Here is a 13,712-nt window from a genome sequence, read left to right as displayed (position 1 = left end):
ACCTCGGCAACGTCAGAGCTTACGCGCGCAGCTCAAAAGCTGCGCTGACGATTTGTTGCCCGCGCGCCAGGCGCGCACATCCGCTTACACACATTCTTCGGAGCTTAAGCTCATGTCCAAGCCGACCACATTGTATGACAAGATCTGGAACGACCATCTGGTGCACGAAGCCGAGGACGGCACCTGCCTGCTCTATATCGATCGCCACCTGGTGCACGAGGTGACCTCGCCGCAGGCGTTCGAAGGCCTGCGCGCGACGGGCCGCAAGGTGCACGCGCCCGAGAAGACGCTCGCCGTCGTCGACCACAACGTGCCGACCACCGACCGCACCAAGCCGAATCCTGATCCTGAAAGCATCGAGCAGATCAAGGCGCTGGCCGAGAACGCCAAGGAATTCGGCATCGAATATTACAACGAGTTCGACAAGCGCCAGGGCATCGTCCACGTCATCGGCCCCGAGCAGGGCTTTACGCTGCCCGGCACCACCATCGTCTGCGGTGACAGCCACACCTCGACGCATGGCGCGTTCGGCGCGCTCGCGCACGGCATCGGCACCAGCGAGGTCGAGCACGTGCTGGCGACGCAGACGCTGATCCAGAAGAAGGCGAAGAACATGCGCGTCACCGTCGATGGCAAATTGCCTGACGGCGTGACGGGCAAGGACATCATCCTAGCCATCATCGGCGAGATCGGCACCGCCGGCGGCACCGGCTACGTGCTGGAATATGCGGGCGACGCGATCCGCGCGCTCAGCATGGAAGGCCGCATGACGGTCTGCAACATGTCGATCGAAGGTGGCGCCCGCGCCGGTCTCGTCGCACCCGACCAGAAGGCCTACGACTTCCTGCGCGATCGCCCGAAGGCGCCGAAGGGCGCGGCCTGGGACGAGGCGATGCGCTACTGGGAGAAACTGCGTTCCGACGAGGGTGCGCATTTCGACCACGAGCTGCGCCTCGACGCCGCAAAGCTGCCGCCGATCGTGACCTGGGGCACCAGCCCTGAGGACGTCATCTCCGTGACCGGCATCGTCCCCGACCCCGACAAGATCGAGGACGAGGCCAAGCGCATCTCCAAGCATCGCGCCCTGAAATATATGGGCCTGACGGCGGGCACGAAGATCACCGACATCAAGCTCGACCGCGTCTTCATCGGCTCCTGCACCAACGGCCGCATCGAGGATTTGCGCGCGGCAGCGAAGATTGCTGAAGGCAAGACCGTTTCAGCGAATATCAACGCCATGGTGGTGCCGGGCTCCGGCATCGTGAAGGAGCAGGCCGAGGCTGAGGGTCTCGACAAGATCTTCATCAAGGCCGGCTTCGAATGGCGCGAGCCGGGCTGCTCGATGTGCCTTGCCATGAACCCGGACAAGCTGAAGCCGGAAGAGCGCTGCGCCTCGACCTCGAACCGCAATTTCGAGGGCCGCCAGGGTTTCAAGGGCCGCACGCATCTGGTGTCGCCGGCAATGGCGGCGGCGGCCGCGATCGCCGGTCACTTCGTCGACGTCAGGGATTGGCGGTAAGCTGCTCCCTGCAATTGTAGCGATCACGGCAAGCCGCCGTTAATCCGCGTCGCCCACATTCTCGTCCTCGCGACGGTTCGCGAGGACGCCCCATGGCCAACAAGCCTGAATATGTCGATCTGATCAGCGAGGCCACGCGCCAGCATCGCCGGCGCGCAACGCCGCTGCGCGTCGTCGCCAAGCCCGAGGTCGAGGAAACCTCAAAGCTCAGCCGCTGGCCGCCGGCGATGTTCAGGCAATGGAAGCTCGAGAACCTGATGCGGTGGAAGTCCGCGTCGTGGAAGCTCAAGGATTGGCTTTAGATTTTGACGCGTTTTCTTGACGTGAACCGGTCTCCACTTCGCTCGAAAACGCTATGGGCCATATGAACAAAGGGCGCCGCTGAGGCGCCCTTTGCATTTCGATCGTGCTCACCAATAGCGGTACGGATAGTGCCAGCGAGGCCAGCGGCAGACGCGGCGCGGACCGTAATAGGTCCAGATGATCCGGCAGCGGCGCGGATAGTGGTAGTAGGGATAATAGCCGCCGTAATAATAGCGCCGGTGGAAGTGACGGTAACCGTAATGAGGGCGATAGACCCCGTAGCGATGATAGCCGCCATAGTGACGAAATCCGCCGTAACGATAGCCACCGCCGTGAAAGGCCGGCGCGGCGCGGAAGCCGCCGCCATGGAAGCCGCGGCCATGGAAGCCACCAAAATGTCCGCCACCGCGGAAACCTCCGCCGTGAAAACCGCCACCATGTCCGCCGTGCCCGCCGCCGCCGTGGCGAACCTGCGTGACGAGATCGTTGGCCGCAGCCTTCGTCGCGGGCGACGTCGCCGGATTGATCAAGGTGAGTGCTTCGGCGCGACGCGCGCTGCCGGCCGACAGCATCAATGTCGTGGCGGCCGCGATCCCGAGCAAGCGCATCGGGCTTGCCTTAAGACCCAATATCCTCAGCATGGAATCCTCCCTGAATCTGAACAGCGCAGTTGCGACGCGACGTCTCGGCCGCGCCAAACGCTGTTCAATTGCGGTCGCTCCCTAGATTAAACTGAGGAGACCGATGTGAACGCCCCATGAATGAACGACGCTGGGCTTCGCGATGCGACGCAGTGCCGCGAGGTAAGGAGTTTTTTGGAAATGACTGTCTATGCGATTGCGCAATTGAAGATGACGGACCGCGCGGCCTATGACCGCTATCAGGCGCGGTTCTTCGACGTGTTCAAGAAGTATGGCGGCAAGCTGCTCGCCGCCGACGAACATCCGCGCGTGCTCGAAGGCGCATGGCCGCATGACAAGCTTGTCATGATGTCGTTCCCCGATGAGGCTGCGTTCCTCGCCTTCTCGAATGCGCCCGACTACGAGGACATCTCGCGCGATCGCAAAGCGGGAGCGCAGGCGACGGTGCTGCTGGTCAGGGGATTTGCGCCCGCCGGCTAATCCGCCGGCGTCACCAGAAGGGTCCGTAGCCGAACACGAACGGTGCAGGCACGCCGTAGGGGTAGGGACGGTAGTAGACCGGCCGCGCGCAATAGCGTGGATCATGGCGTGCAGCAGGCCGCGCAATGTCATGGGCGCGCGCGTGTCGTCGCACATCGAAAACCGCGATCCCCGCCGACGCCTCCGGTATCGTCGCCCTTTGCGCCGCGGAAGCGCGAGGCACGCCGGCGGCAAGCGCGACGGCAATAGCTAATGCAATCCATCTCGCCATGACAATCCTACAAGGCACCGCGTTGTTCGCCGGCGCAGGCCTCAGCCACGGCGCCAGTAGCAGCTCACACGCGGCACGATCACCGTGCCGCTCGGGCGGTATTCCTGCACATAGGTGGCGTTGCACACGCGGACTGCGTCGGGACCTGGATTATAGCGCGGATAGACGCCGTCCGGGCTGTAATAGGGCGTGACGCGCAAGCGCGCCGGGGGCCGCCTGCGTGGCGGGGGAACGTCGTCCGGTGAGGCCGCCTGGGCGAGGCGAATCTCGGGGCCGGCGGTCTGGACTTGAGTTTGGGCTTGGGCGCCAACGCAAAACTGCGAAAACAACCCCATGCACAGTAGCGTCAGCGCTGTTTTCGCTCGCATTTTTCCGCCCACCCGAAACATTCCCATTCGAGGCCCCACGCTCCCCGTTTTGACGGCGCTCGTCAACCTCGCCGCGCTTATAAAGCGGGATGCATCGCCGCGGAACCCGCGCTAGTTTGCGCGAACCCATACCCACTTCGCTCGAAAACGCTTTAGAAGAGGCCCATGTGGACGGAATTGAAAGCGCCCTCCCTGGCCGAGATGGAAGCGACGGCGCATGACATCTTCGAGCGCCTGCCGGCGGAGTTTCGCAGGCTCTGCGAGGGCGTCATCATCCGCGTCGACGACTTCCCGACCGAGGAGGTCCTGGACGAGATGCAATGCGAGAGCGAGTTCGACCTGCTCGGCCTGTTCCAGGGCATCGGCCTGCCGCAGCAGAGCCTTGGCGACGTGGCGCGGCTGCCCAACATGGTCTGGCTCTACCGCCGGCCGATCCTGGACTATTGGGCCGAGCACGACGAGACCCTCGGCCACATCGTCCGCCATGTCCTGATCCACGAGATCGGCCACCATTTCGGTCTGTCGGACGACGATATGGCCGCGATTGAGGCGCGGGCGGACTAGAGCGGGCCGGATTGATCGCGTCACCGCAGCGGCGGTGCGCTCCCTCCCCCGCTTGCGGGGGAGGGCTGGGAGAGGGTGTCTCCTCAACGGGACACTCCCCCAGAGGAGAGAACCCTCTCGCGCCTCCGGCGCGACCTCTCCCGCAAGCGGGAGAGGTGAAGTCCCGACGCCGCACCAAGTCCAGCCTCAACCCCCGCAAGCCGGAGAGGTAAGGCAGCCCTGCCGATTTCGGCCTAGGATTCGGGGCCCGATCGCGATAAACACCTGTTCCCCTAGACCCATCCGGGAAAGCGCAACCATGGACAAGTTCACCACGCTGGAAGGCGTCGCGGCGCCGCTGAAGATCATCAATGTCGACACCGACATGATCATTCCGAAGCAGTACCTGAAGACCATCAAGCGCACCGGCCTTGGCAAGGGGCTCTTCTCCGAGCAGCGCTACAAGGACGACGGCAGCGAGAATCCGGACTTCGTGCTGAATCAGCCGGCCTATCGCAACGCGAAGGTGCTGGTCGCCGGCGACAATTTCGGCTGCGGCTCGAGCCGCGAGCACGCGCCCTGGGCGCTGCTCGACTTCGGCATCCGCTGCGTGATCTCGACCTCGTTCGGCGACATCTTCTACAACAACTGCTTCAAGAACGGCATTCTGCCGATCCGCGTCAGCCAGGAAGACCTCGACAAGCTGTTCGACGACGCCGAGCGCGGCGCCAACGCGACGCTGACGATCGACCTGCCCAACCAGGAGATCCGCGGCCCCGACGGCGGCAAGGTCAAGTTCGAGATCGACCCGTTCCGCAAGCACTGCCTGATCAACGGCCTCGACGACATCGGCCTCACCATGGAGAAGAAGGCCTCGATCGACACCTATGAGGACAAGCTCAAGCGCGAACGCGCCTGGGCCTGAGATCGCGTTTCTGGTTCGAGCCCCGGTGCTGACGGCGCCGGGGCTTTTTCTTTGCTCTGACTATCCTTATAGCTCGCGCATGCTGCCCGACATCGTCACCTTCTGGCATGGCCCGATGGACGCCCTGCGCCAGACCTGTCTGCGCTCACAGTTGGCTGCCGGCCACAAGGTCACGGTCTACAGCTTCGACCCCATTCCCGGCCTGCCCGCGGGCATCGCGAACGCGGATGCCGAGGCGATCCTACCGCACGCGTTCTCCGAAAGGCTGCGGCCGCCGCAGCCGGACGGCAGCTGGCGCGACTGGACCACGCTGCAGTTCAGCGACTTCTTCCGCATGAAGCTGATGGCGAACGACCTCGGCCTCTGGCTCGACGCCGACGTGCTGCTGCTGAGGCCCGTCGAGATCGATCCGGCAAAGCCCTATTTCGCCTGGGAGCGGCCGCGCCAGCTTGGCAATTCCGTGATCTATCTGCCGGCCGGGCATGGCATCGTCGCCGCCTTCGAGGAGTTGATGGAGCAGGAGGAGCTGACGCCGAACTGGCTGTCCGTGCGCCACCGCATCACCTTCATGATGCGCCGTCTGCGCGGCGGCTCGAACCGCCTCTCCGACATCCGCGTTGCGATCTACGGGCCCGCGGCGCTCACCGCGCTCGCGCGCCGCACCGGCGAGCTCGCTTGCGCGCTGCCGAAGCAGTCGTTCTACGCCGTGCATGCCGAGCCAAAACTGTTCTTCGATCCCTCGAGCTATCTCGGCCTCGTCACCAACCCCGAGATCATCGGCCTGCACATCTCGCCCAAGGGCCGCGGCGGCGAAAAGCCGATTCCGGGCAGCCTGTATGCGTGGGCGGCGGAGCGGTTTGGGTAGTTGCCGCGGAGGCAGTGCGCTCCCTCTCCCGCTTGCGGGAGAGGGTTGGGGAGAGGGTGTCTCCACAATAAGAATCCCCAAGAGGATAAAGCCCTCACCCGGCGCGCGGGACGATGCTTCGCATCGCCCGGGACGCGCCGACCTCTCCCGCAAGCGGGAGAGGTCACCCCGAGCATCCAGTTTGATCCAGCGCAACGCGTCCCTGCACCATTGTGCCTAATCTCGCTCCAATCCCACGACTCCAACGGAGCTTTCCATGAGCACCGCAAGCAGGCCCTATCCCATCGTCCAGGACCTCATCGAGTCCTTTGCCGGCTGGCTGAAGCATCGCCGCGAGATGAACGAGATGCGGCAGCTCGATCGCGCCGATTTCAACCGCATCGCCAGCGACCTCAGGATCGCGCCTGACGATCTGGAGGAGCTCGTTCGCCACGGCAAGCACGCCGCCGACGAATTGCCGAAGATGCTGGAGCAGCTCGGCATCAACGTCGAAGGCCTCGGCCGCGCGCAGCCGCTGCTGCTGCGCGACATGGAGCGAGTCTGCTCGCTCTGCAATCAGAAGGGCCAGTGCGACCGCGATCTCGCCGACGGCACCGCCGCGGAGAATTATCACGGCTACTGCGCCAACGCCGCGACGCTGGAGTCGCTCGACCGCGCCGACGTCGCGCCGCGCTGACGCCAGCGCGGGAGATCTCACTGGGTGTGTACTTACTAGATCGAGGGCGTGGAGGTCTGCTGCAGCCTATAGCAGACCTCGTTCAGCGGTCCGAGCTGGGGCTCAAGGCCGACATCGCTATCCTATTCGATGGCCTCGTCGGGGCGGGCAGTTGCACCGGCAAGTCAGAAAATAGCGTTTCTCGCGGACCTCAGCGGCTACCCGGTTGCCGGCGGATATCTTCCAAAATACCGCGCATCGCATCGATCTCTTTGCCGAAGCCTGCCCAATCACCGGATTTCAACCGCTCCATGGCCTGGTCATAGTGCGTGAGCGCCTCCTGCGCGCGCGCTGCCGCGGAGGCTTCGGCGGGAGTTTCCGCGGTCACAGCCGACGCTGCCGGGGAAGGGCCGCTGTCCACGAAGAGTGCCGACAGGGCCTCGGCAAGCGTTTCCTTCATGACGACATGCTCACCATAGGCGGCAATCACTCGCTTGAGCTCCGGCAAATGTCCTTGCTCGGCCCGCAAATACAGCGGCGACACGTAGAGAATCGAATTCTCGATCGGGATCACGAGCAGATTTCCCCGGATCACCCGCGACCCCATCTGGTTCCACAGCGATATCTGCTGGGAGATCTCCGTGTTCTGATGAATTCGCGCCTCGATCTGGAACGGCCCGTAGACCAGCTTCTCTTTGGGAAATTCGTACACGATCAGCTTGCCATAGCCGGGCTCGTCGCAGCGCGCGGCAAGCCAAGCGATCATGTTGTCGCGACGGCTCGGCACCATCGGGATCATGATGAAGAACTCGGCTTGCGCCTCTCCGGGCAGCCGCATGATGATGTAATAGGGGGCCATGGTGGTGATGCCGTCCATTGAAGAGACGCCATCACCGGCCGGTTGACGCGGAAATTGCCAGAGGTCCTCCCGGTTATAGAAAACATCGGCAGCTTCCATGTGGTAGGTCTGGAAAAGTCGCGCCTGGATCAGGAAGAGGTCTTCGGGATAACGAATGTGCTTCTGAAGATCGGACGGCATGGCCGCGAACGGCTTGAACAGGTCCGGGAAGATTCGCTGATAGGTCGCGACGACCGGATCGGCTGGGTCCATCAGGTAAAAATCGACGGTGCCGTTATAGGCGTCGATCACGACCTTCACTGAATTGCGGATATAATTGAGGTTGTAGCCGGGCGCAGGCTGTGCGTAGGGAAAATAATCGCTGGTCGTGTAGGCGTCCTGCATCCAAAACATCCTGCCCTCGCTGACGACCAGATAGGGATCGCGATCGAGAGAGAGGAACGGGGCGATCGTGCCCACCCGCTTCTGGATGTTGCGCCGGATCATGATCCGGCTGTCATCGCCGATGTAGTCTGACAGCAGCAGGTTCACATCGTTGAAATGGTGGGCGAAGATCAGTCTCCGCACCATGCCCGACAGCGGCACGCCGCCGGAGCCGTCATAGGACGCGTAGGCATTGTCCTTTCCCCTGGGATAATCGAATTCCGGCACGGTTCCCTTGACGATGACGTAGTCCTCAGTCTGCAGTCCGTAATAGATGCGCGGCTCGCGAATCGCGGGACCTCCATGTGCGACCGGGGGAATGTCGTCCAGATAGAGAAGCGGAAGTCCTTCGCCGCTCTTCTGGGTGACCGGACTCATCACCGCACCATTGCCGTGGGTGAACAGGATGTGGCGGTTGACCCAGGTCTGCGCGTTGGGTGGCAGCAGCGCGGAATTCAACTCGCGGCCTGAGATCATCACGCTTTGGTAGGTATCGCCGAACCAGTAACGATCGACATCGAGGTCGCGCAGTTTGTAATAGGTGCGAATCTCCTGCAATTGAGCGTAAGTGTCGGCCAATGGTTGCCAATCCCACAGCCTTATATTTTCAATGGTCGCCTTGTTGGCCTCGAGCGCCTTCAAGGTCAGGTTCTGTTCCGCAGGGAACGGCTTCGGCACGATCCGATTGAGATTGTAGGCCTCCCGCGTCAGGGCAATGTTGCGTTCCATGTAAGGCCGCTCCCACGCCAGCTCGTTCGGCCCGACGTAGAAGCGCTGAAACACTGCGGGGATGATGCCCGATAGCAGGAAAGCGCCGCCGAACAGCAGCACAATCGCGGCGGTGGGGAGGCGGTAGGTACGCACCCACAGGTTCGCGCATGCCGCCACAGCGGCGACGATCGAAAGTGCAATCAGCAGCCACAGGACCGGCAGTTCCACATTGACGTCGGTGAAGCCTGCGCCGACCACCACGCCGTTGTCGCCGTACAGCAGGAGATAGCGGTCGAGACTGTAGGACCACGCCTTCACGCCAAAGAAGAGGCCGAGAAGCGCCGAACCGTGCGAGATCGCCGCTGGCGATACTCGCTGCGCCCGGTCCTCGATGTCGCCGTGCACCCAGTAGATAAGCCCGGCGAGCAGCGCGCTCATGACGAGTGTCAGCAACGCCCAATTCTTGATGGCCACAAAGACGGGCAGGGAAAACAGGTAGAATCCGATATCCTTGTCGTACAAGGGATCATTGCTGCCGTAGGGCACTTGGTAGATGAAGCGCAGAAAAGTGCTCCAGTTGCCGGCTTCTCCCCAGCCGACAAGCAGAGCGACGAGGCCGCTACTGGCGGCGATCATGCTGCGCCACCGCAGCCGCCCGCGCAGGAATTCAAGCGGATCGGGCAGCACCGCAGCGGCCACAAGCCTCGGGTCGAAGGCCGCGGGCAACCGGGTTCGGCGCCCGGCAAGGCCAAGTGCAAGGCGCGCGTTCACCCACAAGATGGCGGCGGTCGCCGCGAAAACGACGAGGAAGACGGCGGCTTTCGCGGCGATTGTGGTCCAGAAGACCTGTTCGTAGCCGATCGACGAGAACCACATCCAGTCGACCAGGAAGTCGCCGACGAGAGCGAGCAGGATCAGGCCGATTGCGGCGATGATGGCCGCGATGATGAATCCCACCACGGCGCTTCGCCCTGGTGCCTTCCGTTCGGGTCCGGAAATCCCGATCGTCATAGTAACATTATAGCAGAACGAGCGACGTGGCGCGCCTGTCACGGGGCGCCGCACCTGCTTTTTCCTCCGCAGTCCTAAAGCGGAATGGCTTTAGGTTGAATCGATGCCGCGGGTGGTTCACCTCTCCCGCTTGCGGGAGAGGTCGGCGCAAAGCGCCGGGTGAGGGCTTTCCCCTCTTGGGGATTGTCCCATCGCGGAGACACCCTCTCCCCAACCCTCTCCCGCAAGCGAGAGAGGGAGTGCACCTCGCTCGTTGCAGCGATCAAGCCTCATCCCATCAAGCTTTTACACGCGGATACCCGCAACAGGCTGCGCGCCGAACTCGGGAGGACGCGCGAGGTCTTGCAGAGCTGCGTGTTGTCCCCTGAAGCAACGCCGCTTTTTTGAGCGTGCGCCCTAGCCTTTCCCCATCGCCGCGATCGCGTCTGCGATCTCGATCGTGCGCCGGGCCATGTCGGCGTGCAGGCGTTCGACCATGGCGCCGTCCAGCCGGATCGCGCCACGTGAGACGTTTTCCGGCAATTCGAACGCTGCGATGATTTTTCGTGCGCGCGCGACTTCCTCTTCGGGTGGGGTGAAGATCGCGTTGCAGGCATCGATCTGCGAGGGATGGATCAGCGTCTTGCCGTCGAAGCCGAGATCGCGCCCCTGCGCGCATTCGGTGGCAAAGCCGTCGGAATTGGCGATGTCGCTATAGGGCCCGTCGAGGATTTCGAGGCCGTGGGCGCGCGTTGCCAGGATGCAATGGGTGATCATCGGGATCATCGCGGCGCGGCCCGGCAGCATCTTGATGCGGGTCTCACGCGAGATGTCGTTCGGGCCGAACACGAAGCCTGAGAGGCGGCTCGATGGATCGCGGCCGGCGGCGGCCAGCTCCTCGGCATGGAGCACCGCGCGCGCGGTCTCGATCATGGCCCAGACTTTCACGGTCGGCGCGGCGCCAAGCTCGGCCAGCTTCCGGTCGATCGCGCCGAGATCTTCGATGCTTGAAACTTTTGGAACCAGGATGCCGTCCGGCGAGGCCTTGGCGGCCATCGCGACGTCGTCGGCCCACCAGGACGTGTCGAGACCGTTGGTCCGGATCAGGATCTCGCGTTTGCCAAAACCCTTGGCCGCGATCGCGGCGGCAATGCCGTCGCGCGCCACCGCTTTGGCATCAGGAGCGACGGAGTCCTCGAGATCGAGGATCAGGCCGTCGGCGGCGAGATTGCGCGCCTTTTCCAGCGCGCGGGGATTGGAGCCGGGCATGAACAGGTGGCTGCGGCGCGGGCGGGTCATGCAAGCGTTCCTTCCTCGTCAGTCTTCTGACCGAAGCCGATAGCATTTGGCCTGCCTGTTCGAAAGGCTTGTTCGCCCCTGCGGTCTATGATTAGGCATAGGCATGGTGACATTCCCGAAGCATTTGCTGGAAGGCTACGAGGCGTTCGCCACCCAGCGGCTGCCGGCCGAGCAGACCCGCTACCGCGAGCTGTCGGTGAAGGGGCAGTCGCCGGAAGTGATGGTGATCGGCTGCTGCGACAGCCGCGTCTCGCCCGAGGTGATCTTCGACGTCGGCCCCGGCGAATTGTTCGTCGTGCGCAACATCGCCAATCTGGTGCCGACCTATCAGCCCGACGAGAACGCGCACGGCGTCTCGGCGGCGCTGGAATATGCGGTGACGGTGCTGAAGGTGAAGCACATCGTGGTGCTCGGCCACGCGCAATGCGGCGGCATCCGCGCCTTCGTCGACAAGATCGAGCCGCTGACGCCGGGCGACTTCATCGGCAAATGGATGCAGATGTTCATCAAGCCGGGCGAGGTGGTCGAGCAGCGCAACCACGAGACCATGGCGCAGTTCGTCGAGCGCATCGAGAAGGCCGCGGTGTTCCGCAGTCTCGAAAACCTGATGACCTTCCCGTTCGTGCGCAAGGCGGTGGAGAACGGCCAGATGCAGACCCACGGCGCCTATTTCGGCGTCGCGGAGGGATCGCTGTTCGTGCTGGATAAGGTCGCGAAGGAATTCAAGAACGCGCGAAGCGTGGCGTAAGCCATCGCTCTCGTAGGGTGGGCAAAGCGAAGCGTGCCCACCTGTCAGAATCGGAAAGAATGGTGGGCACGGCGCGCGAAGAGCGCGCCTTTGCCCACCCTACGGCAGCGCGTTACGCCGCCTTCTTCTTCGCGCTGATCAGCTTGCGGTTGATCAGCACTTCCGCGATCTGGATCGCGTTGAGCGCAGCGCCCTTGCGCAAATTGTCGGACACGCACCACAGCACGAGGCCGTTCTCGACCGTCGCGTCCTCGCGGATGCGGCTGATATAGGTGGCGTCCTCGCCGGCCGCTTCGTAAGGCGTGGCGTAGCCGCCGGGCTCCTGCTTGTCGATGACGAGGCAGCCCGGCGCCTTGCGCAGGATCTCGCGGGCTTCATCGGCTGTGATCGGGTTCTCGAACTCGATGTTGACGGCCTCGGAGTGGCCGACGAACACCGGCACGCGCACGCAGGTGGCGGAGAGCTTGATCTTGGGATCAAGGATCTTCTTGGTCTCCGCCATCATCTTCCACTCTTCCTTGGTGTAGCCGTCCTCCATGAAGACGTCGATATGGGGGATGACGTTGAAGGCGATGCGCTTGGGAAATTTCTTCGCGACCAGCTCGTCATTGGTGTAGACGGCCTTGGTCTGCGAGAACAATTCGTCCATCGCGTCCTTGCCGGCACCCGACACCGATTGATAGGTCGAGACCACGACGCGCTTGATGGTCGCCTTGTCGTGCAGCGGCTTGAGCGCGACCACGAGCTGCGCGGTCGAGCAGTTCGGGTTGGCGATGATGTTCTTCTTCTTGAAGCCTTCCGTCGCGCCCGCGTTCACCTCCGGCACGATCAGCGGCACGTCCGGATCCATGCGCCACGCCGAGGAATTGTCGATCACGACCGCGCCGGCGGCACCGATCTGCGGCGACCATTCCTTCGACACCGAGCCGCCCGCCGACATCAGGCAGATGTCGACGTCGGAGAAGTCGTAATGCTCGAGCGCTTTGACCTTCAGGGTGCGGTCGCCATAGGAGACCTCGACGCCGACGCTGCGGCGTGACGCCAGGGCCACGACCTCGTCGGCGGGGAATTTGCGCTCATCCAGGATGTTGAGCATTTCCCGTCCGACATTGCCGGTCGCGCCGACGACTGCGACTTTGTAACCCATCGTTCACTCTCCGATGAAAAAGCCCGTTCCCGAAGCTGACGCTTAAACAGGAAGAGCAGCGCTTCTATGCGAGAACCGGCCTCAAGACAACGTTGGACCATGCCTGAAGGCCGTGGATGCAGTCGCCTGAGGCCAGCACGGCCGTTAGCCCTACCCAGATCCATCTGGCGCTTGCAGCCTTTGCCGACGAGGTCATCGGCACGCTAGCGCACCTGATCGCCTATGTGGGAGCGCTCGCGCTGTTTGCCATCCTGGCGCTCGGGGCGCTGGGCCAGCTGCCTGACTTGCGCGACGGTGAGCCGACGGACAAGCCGGGCTGGAGCGCGGCCGACCGCTCGCATCCGGCCTTCGCCGTCAGTCGGCTTGATTCATCAGAGAAAACAGCCTCTTACACCATCTTTCGGCATCCCGAAGGGGGCCGCAGGGACGTGCTGCGCTGGGCGAGCGAGGCCGGCCAGCCGCTGGCCGAGCTCGAAATCTACCGGGAAGGCGGCGAGTTCGACGTGGCCCGTCCGGCGACTGCGGATCTGGCCGTCCAGATGGGCTTGAGCGCGGCGACCACGCTCGAGCAGGCCGGCCTGATCGACACCAAATTCGGCCCGGTCGCCCTGTTCCGGCCGGTCGGCGCGGCGCAGGGGACGCGGGCTTGCCTCGGCTATCTCAAGCGCAGCGAGGAGCCGGCGCTGCAGATCTCCGGCTTCTCCTGCCAGGGCGACACCCTGCCCGCCCGGCGCGCGGCGATCGCCTGCACGCTGAACCGGCTGACGCTGCTGACCTCGGGCAACGAGCCCAGGCTGGCGGAATTGTTCGCCCGTGCCGAGCTGAAGCGCCGCGCCTGCGATTCCCAGGGATCGTCGGACTGGCTGCTGGGCGCCGCGAACGCGCAATTGCGCGGGGCGCTCTAGGCCGCATCAAGCTCAAGTGGCTGGTATTGATGCAACTTTTGCCGGCGCGCACGATTATTC

At 63.5% G+C, this 13,712-nt stretch carries 15 protein-coding genes; 9 read left to right on the top strand and 6 right to left on the bottom strand.

What is annotated here, in order from left to right; genetic code table 11:
- Positions 1 to 112: 112 nt before the first annotated feature.
- Both leuC and XH85_RS02695 read left to right on the top strand, forming a co-directional pair.
- On the top strand, positions 113 to 1,519 hold the full coding sequence (gene leuC, locus XH85_RS02700) for a 3-isopropylmalate dehydratase large subunit (protein ID WP_128930628.1): 1,407 nt from the start codon (positions 113 to 115) through the stop codon (positions 1,517 to 1,519).
- Positions 1,520 to 1,611: 92 nt separating this feature from the next.
- Positions 1,612 to 1,821, top strand: coding sequence for a hypothetical protein (locus tag XH85_RS02695; RefSeq protein WP_128930627.1), 210 nt, complete (start codon positions 1,612 to 1,614; stop codon positions 1,819 to 1,821).
- Positions 1,822 to 1,929: 108 nt separating this feature from the next.
- Here XH85_RS02695 and XH85_RS02690 read toward each other — a convergent pair whose 3' ends face one another.
- Complete coding sequence (locus tag XH85_RS02690) at positions 1,930 to 2,463, bottom strand: hypothetical protein (protein WP_128930626.1); 534 nt, start codon at positions 2,461 to 2,463, stop codon at positions 1,930 to 1,932.
- 180 nt (positions 2,464 to 2,643) lie between these two features.
- On the opposite strand from XH85_RS02690, the gene XH85_RS02685 reads away from it, so the two are divergent.
- Positions 2,644 to 2,943 carry a DUF1330 domain-containing protein gene (locus tag XH85_RS02685; RefSeq protein WP_091893030.1) on the top strand — a complete coding sequence of 100 codons (300 nt, stop codon included), beginning with the start codon at positions 2,644 to 2,646 and terminating at the stop codon, positions 2,941 to 2,943.
- 10 nt (positions 2,944 to 2,953) lie between these two features.
- On the opposite strand, the gene XH85_RS02680 is transcribed toward XH85_RS02685, so the two are convergent.
- Complete coding sequence (locus tag XH85_RS02680; protein ID WP_128930624.1) at positions 2,954 to 3,214, bottom strand: hypothetical protein; 261 nt, start codon at positions 3,212 to 3,214, stop codon at positions 2,954 to 2,956.
- Positions 3,215 to 3,255: 41 nt separating this feature from the next.
- Positions 3,256 to 3,549: a hypothetical protein gene (locus XH85_RS02675; protein WP_164940261.1), complete on the bottom strand. Its 294-nt coding sequence runs from the start codon at positions 3,547 to 3,549 to the stop codon at positions 3,256 to 3,258.
- A gap of 198 nt (positions 3,550 to 3,747) precedes the next feature.
- Here XH85_RS02675 and XH85_RS02670 point away from each other — a divergent pair, with 198 nt between their 5' ends.
- From XH85_RS02670 to XH85_RS02650, 4 genes are all read left to right on the top strand, one after another.
- Complete coding sequence (locus tag XH85_RS02670; RefSeq protein WP_128930622.1) at positions 3,748 to 4,146, top strand: metallopeptidase family protein; 399 nt, start codon at positions 3,748 to 3,750, stop codon at positions 4,144 to 4,146.
- Positions 4,147 to 4,444: 298 nt separating this feature from the next.
- Positions 4,445 to 5,050, top strand: coding sequence for a 3-isopropylmalate dehydratase small subunit (gene leuD / locus XH85_RS02665; protein ID WP_008539074.1), 606 nt, complete (start codon positions 4,445 to 4,447; stop codon positions 5,048 to 5,050).
- Between the two features lie 79 nt (positions 5,051 to 5,129).
- Positions 5,130 to 5,915, top strand: coding sequence for a glycosyltransferase family 32 protein (locus XH85_RS02660; protein WP_128930621.1), 786 nt, complete (start codon positions 5,130 to 5,132; stop codon positions 5,913 to 5,915).
- A 256-nt stretch (positions 5,916 to 6,171) separates the two neighbouring features.
- The gene (locus tag XH85_RS02650; protein ID WP_128930619.1) at positions 6,172 to 6,591 is read left to right on the top strand and encodes a DUF6455 family protein; all 420 of its coding nucleotides are present in this window, start codon (positions 6,172 to 6,174) and stop codon (positions 6,589 to 6,591) included.
- Between the two features lie 190 nt (positions 6,592 to 6,781).
- Here XH85_RS02650 and XH85_RS02645 read toward each other — a convergent pair whose 3' ends face one another.
- Together XH85_RS02645 and XH85_RS02640 are read right to left on the bottom strand one after the other, a co-directional pair.
- Complete coding sequence (locus XH85_RS02645) at positions 6,782 to 9,574, bottom strand: UPF0182 family membrane protein (RefSeq protein ID WP_128930618.1); 2,793 nt, start codon at positions 9,572 to 9,574, stop codon at positions 6,782 to 6,784.
- 396 nt (positions 9,575 to 9,970) lie between these two features.
- A complete protein-coding gene (locus XH85_RS02640; RefSeq protein ID WP_128930617.1) occupies positions 9,971 to 10,852 on the bottom strand; it encodes an HpcH/HpaI aldolase/citrate lyase family protein in 882 nt (293 codons plus the stop codon).
- 103 nt (positions 10,853 to 10,955) lie between these two features.
- Between XH85_RS02640 and XH85_RS02635 the strand changes: the two genes are divergently transcribed.
- On the top strand, positions 10,956 to 11,600 hold the full coding sequence (locus XH85_RS02635; protein WP_128930616.1) for a carbonic anhydrase: 645 nt from the start codon (positions 10,956 to 10,958) through the stop codon (positions 11,598 to 11,600).
- Positions 11,601 to 11,712: 112 nt separating this feature from the next.
- On the opposite strand, the gene XH85_RS02630 is transcribed toward XH85_RS02635, so the two are convergent.
- The gene (locus XH85_RS02630; protein WP_128930615.1) at positions 11,713 to 12,747 is read right to left on the bottom strand and encodes an aspartate-semialdehyde dehydrogenase; all 1,035 of its coding nucleotides are present in this window, start codon (positions 12,745 to 12,747) and stop codon (positions 11,713 to 11,715) included.
- Between the two features lie 116 nt (positions 12,748 to 12,863).
- Here XH85_RS02630 and XH85_RS02625 point away from each other — a divergent pair, with 116 nt between their 5' ends.
- Positions 12,864 to 13,652: a hypothetical protein gene (locus tag XH85_RS02625; RefSeq protein ID WP_128930614.1), complete on the top strand. Its 789-nt coding sequence runs from the start codon at positions 12,864 to 12,866 to the stop codon at positions 13,650 to 13,652.
- Positions 13,653 to 13,712: the final 60 nt, after the last annotated feature.

The sequence above is a fragment of the Bradyrhizobium zhanjiangense genome (assembly GCF_004114935.1).
Lineage (GTDB): Bacteria > Pseudomonadota > Alphaproteobacteria > Rhizobiales > Xanthobacteraceae > Bradyrhizobium > Bradyrhizobium zhanjiangense.
The sequence above is the reverse complement of the archived record's forward strand: the minus strand, read 5'-3'. Positions and strand labels throughout refer to the sequence as shown.

What these genes read in the sequence shown, in the direction of transcription:
- leuC (WP_128930628.1), top strand. Translation starts at nt 113, where the DNA reads ATGTCCAAGCCGACCACATTGTATGACAAGATCTGGAACGACCATCTG.
- XH85_RS02695 (WP_128930627.1), top strand. Translation starts at nt 1,612, where the DNA reads ATGGCCAACAAGCCTGAATATGTCGATCTGATCAGCGAGGCCACGCGC.
- XH85_RS02690 (WP_128930626.1), bottom strand. Translation starts at nt 2,463, where the DNA reads ATGCTGAGGATATTGGGTCTTAAGGCAAGCCCGATGCGCTTGCTCGGG.
- XH85_RS02685 (WP_091893030.1), top strand. Translation starts at nt 2,644, where the DNA reads ATGACTGTCTATGCGATTGCGCAATTGAAGATGACGGACCGCGCGGCC.
- XH85_RS02680 (WP_128930624.1), bottom strand. Translation starts at nt 3,214, where the DNA reads ATGGCGAGATGGATTGCATTAGCTATTGCCGTCGCGCTTGCCGCCGGC.
- XH85_RS02675 (WP_164940261.1), bottom strand. Translation starts at nt 3,549, where the DNA reads ATGGGGTTGTTTTCGCAGTTTTGCGTTGGCGCCCAAGCCCAAACTCAA.
- XH85_RS02670 (WP_128930622.1), top strand. Translation starts at nt 3,748, where the DNA reads ATGTGGACGGAATTGAAAGCGCCCTCCCTGGCCGAGATGGAAGCGACG.
- leuD (WP_008539074.1), top strand. Translation starts at nt 4,445, where the DNA reads ATGGACAAGTTCACCACGCTGGAAGGCGTCGCGGCGCCGCTGAAGATC.
- XH85_RS02660 (WP_128930621.1), top strand. Translation starts at nt 5,130, where the DNA reads ATGCTGCCCGACATCGTCACCTTCTGGCATGGCCCGATGGACGCCCTG.
- XH85_RS02650 (WP_128930619.1), top strand. Translation starts at nt 6,172, where the DNA reads ATGAGCACCGCAAGCAGGCCCTATCCCATCGTCCAGGACCTCATCGAG.
- XH85_RS02645 (WP_128930618.1), bottom strand. Translation starts at nt 9,574, where the DNA reads ATGACGATCGGGATTTCCGGACCCGAACGGAAGGCACCAGGGCGAAGC.
- XH85_RS02640 (WP_128930617.1), bottom strand. Translation starts at nt 10,852, where the DNA reads ATGACCCGCCCGCGCCGCAGCCACCTGTTCATGCCCGGCTCCAATCCC.
- XH85_RS02635 (WP_128930616.1), top strand. Translation starts at nt 10,956, where the DNA reads ATGGTGACATTCCCGAAGCATTTGCTGGAAGGCTACGAGGCGTTCGCC.
- XH85_RS02630 (WP_128930615.1), bottom strand. Translation starts at nt 12,747, where the DNA reads ATGGGTTACAAAGTCGCAGTCGTCGGCGCGACCGGCAATGTCGGACGG.
- XH85_RS02625 (WP_128930614.1), top strand. Translation starts at nt 12,864, where the DNA reads ATGCAGTCGCCTGAGGCCAGCACGGCCGTTAGCCCTACCCAGATCCAT.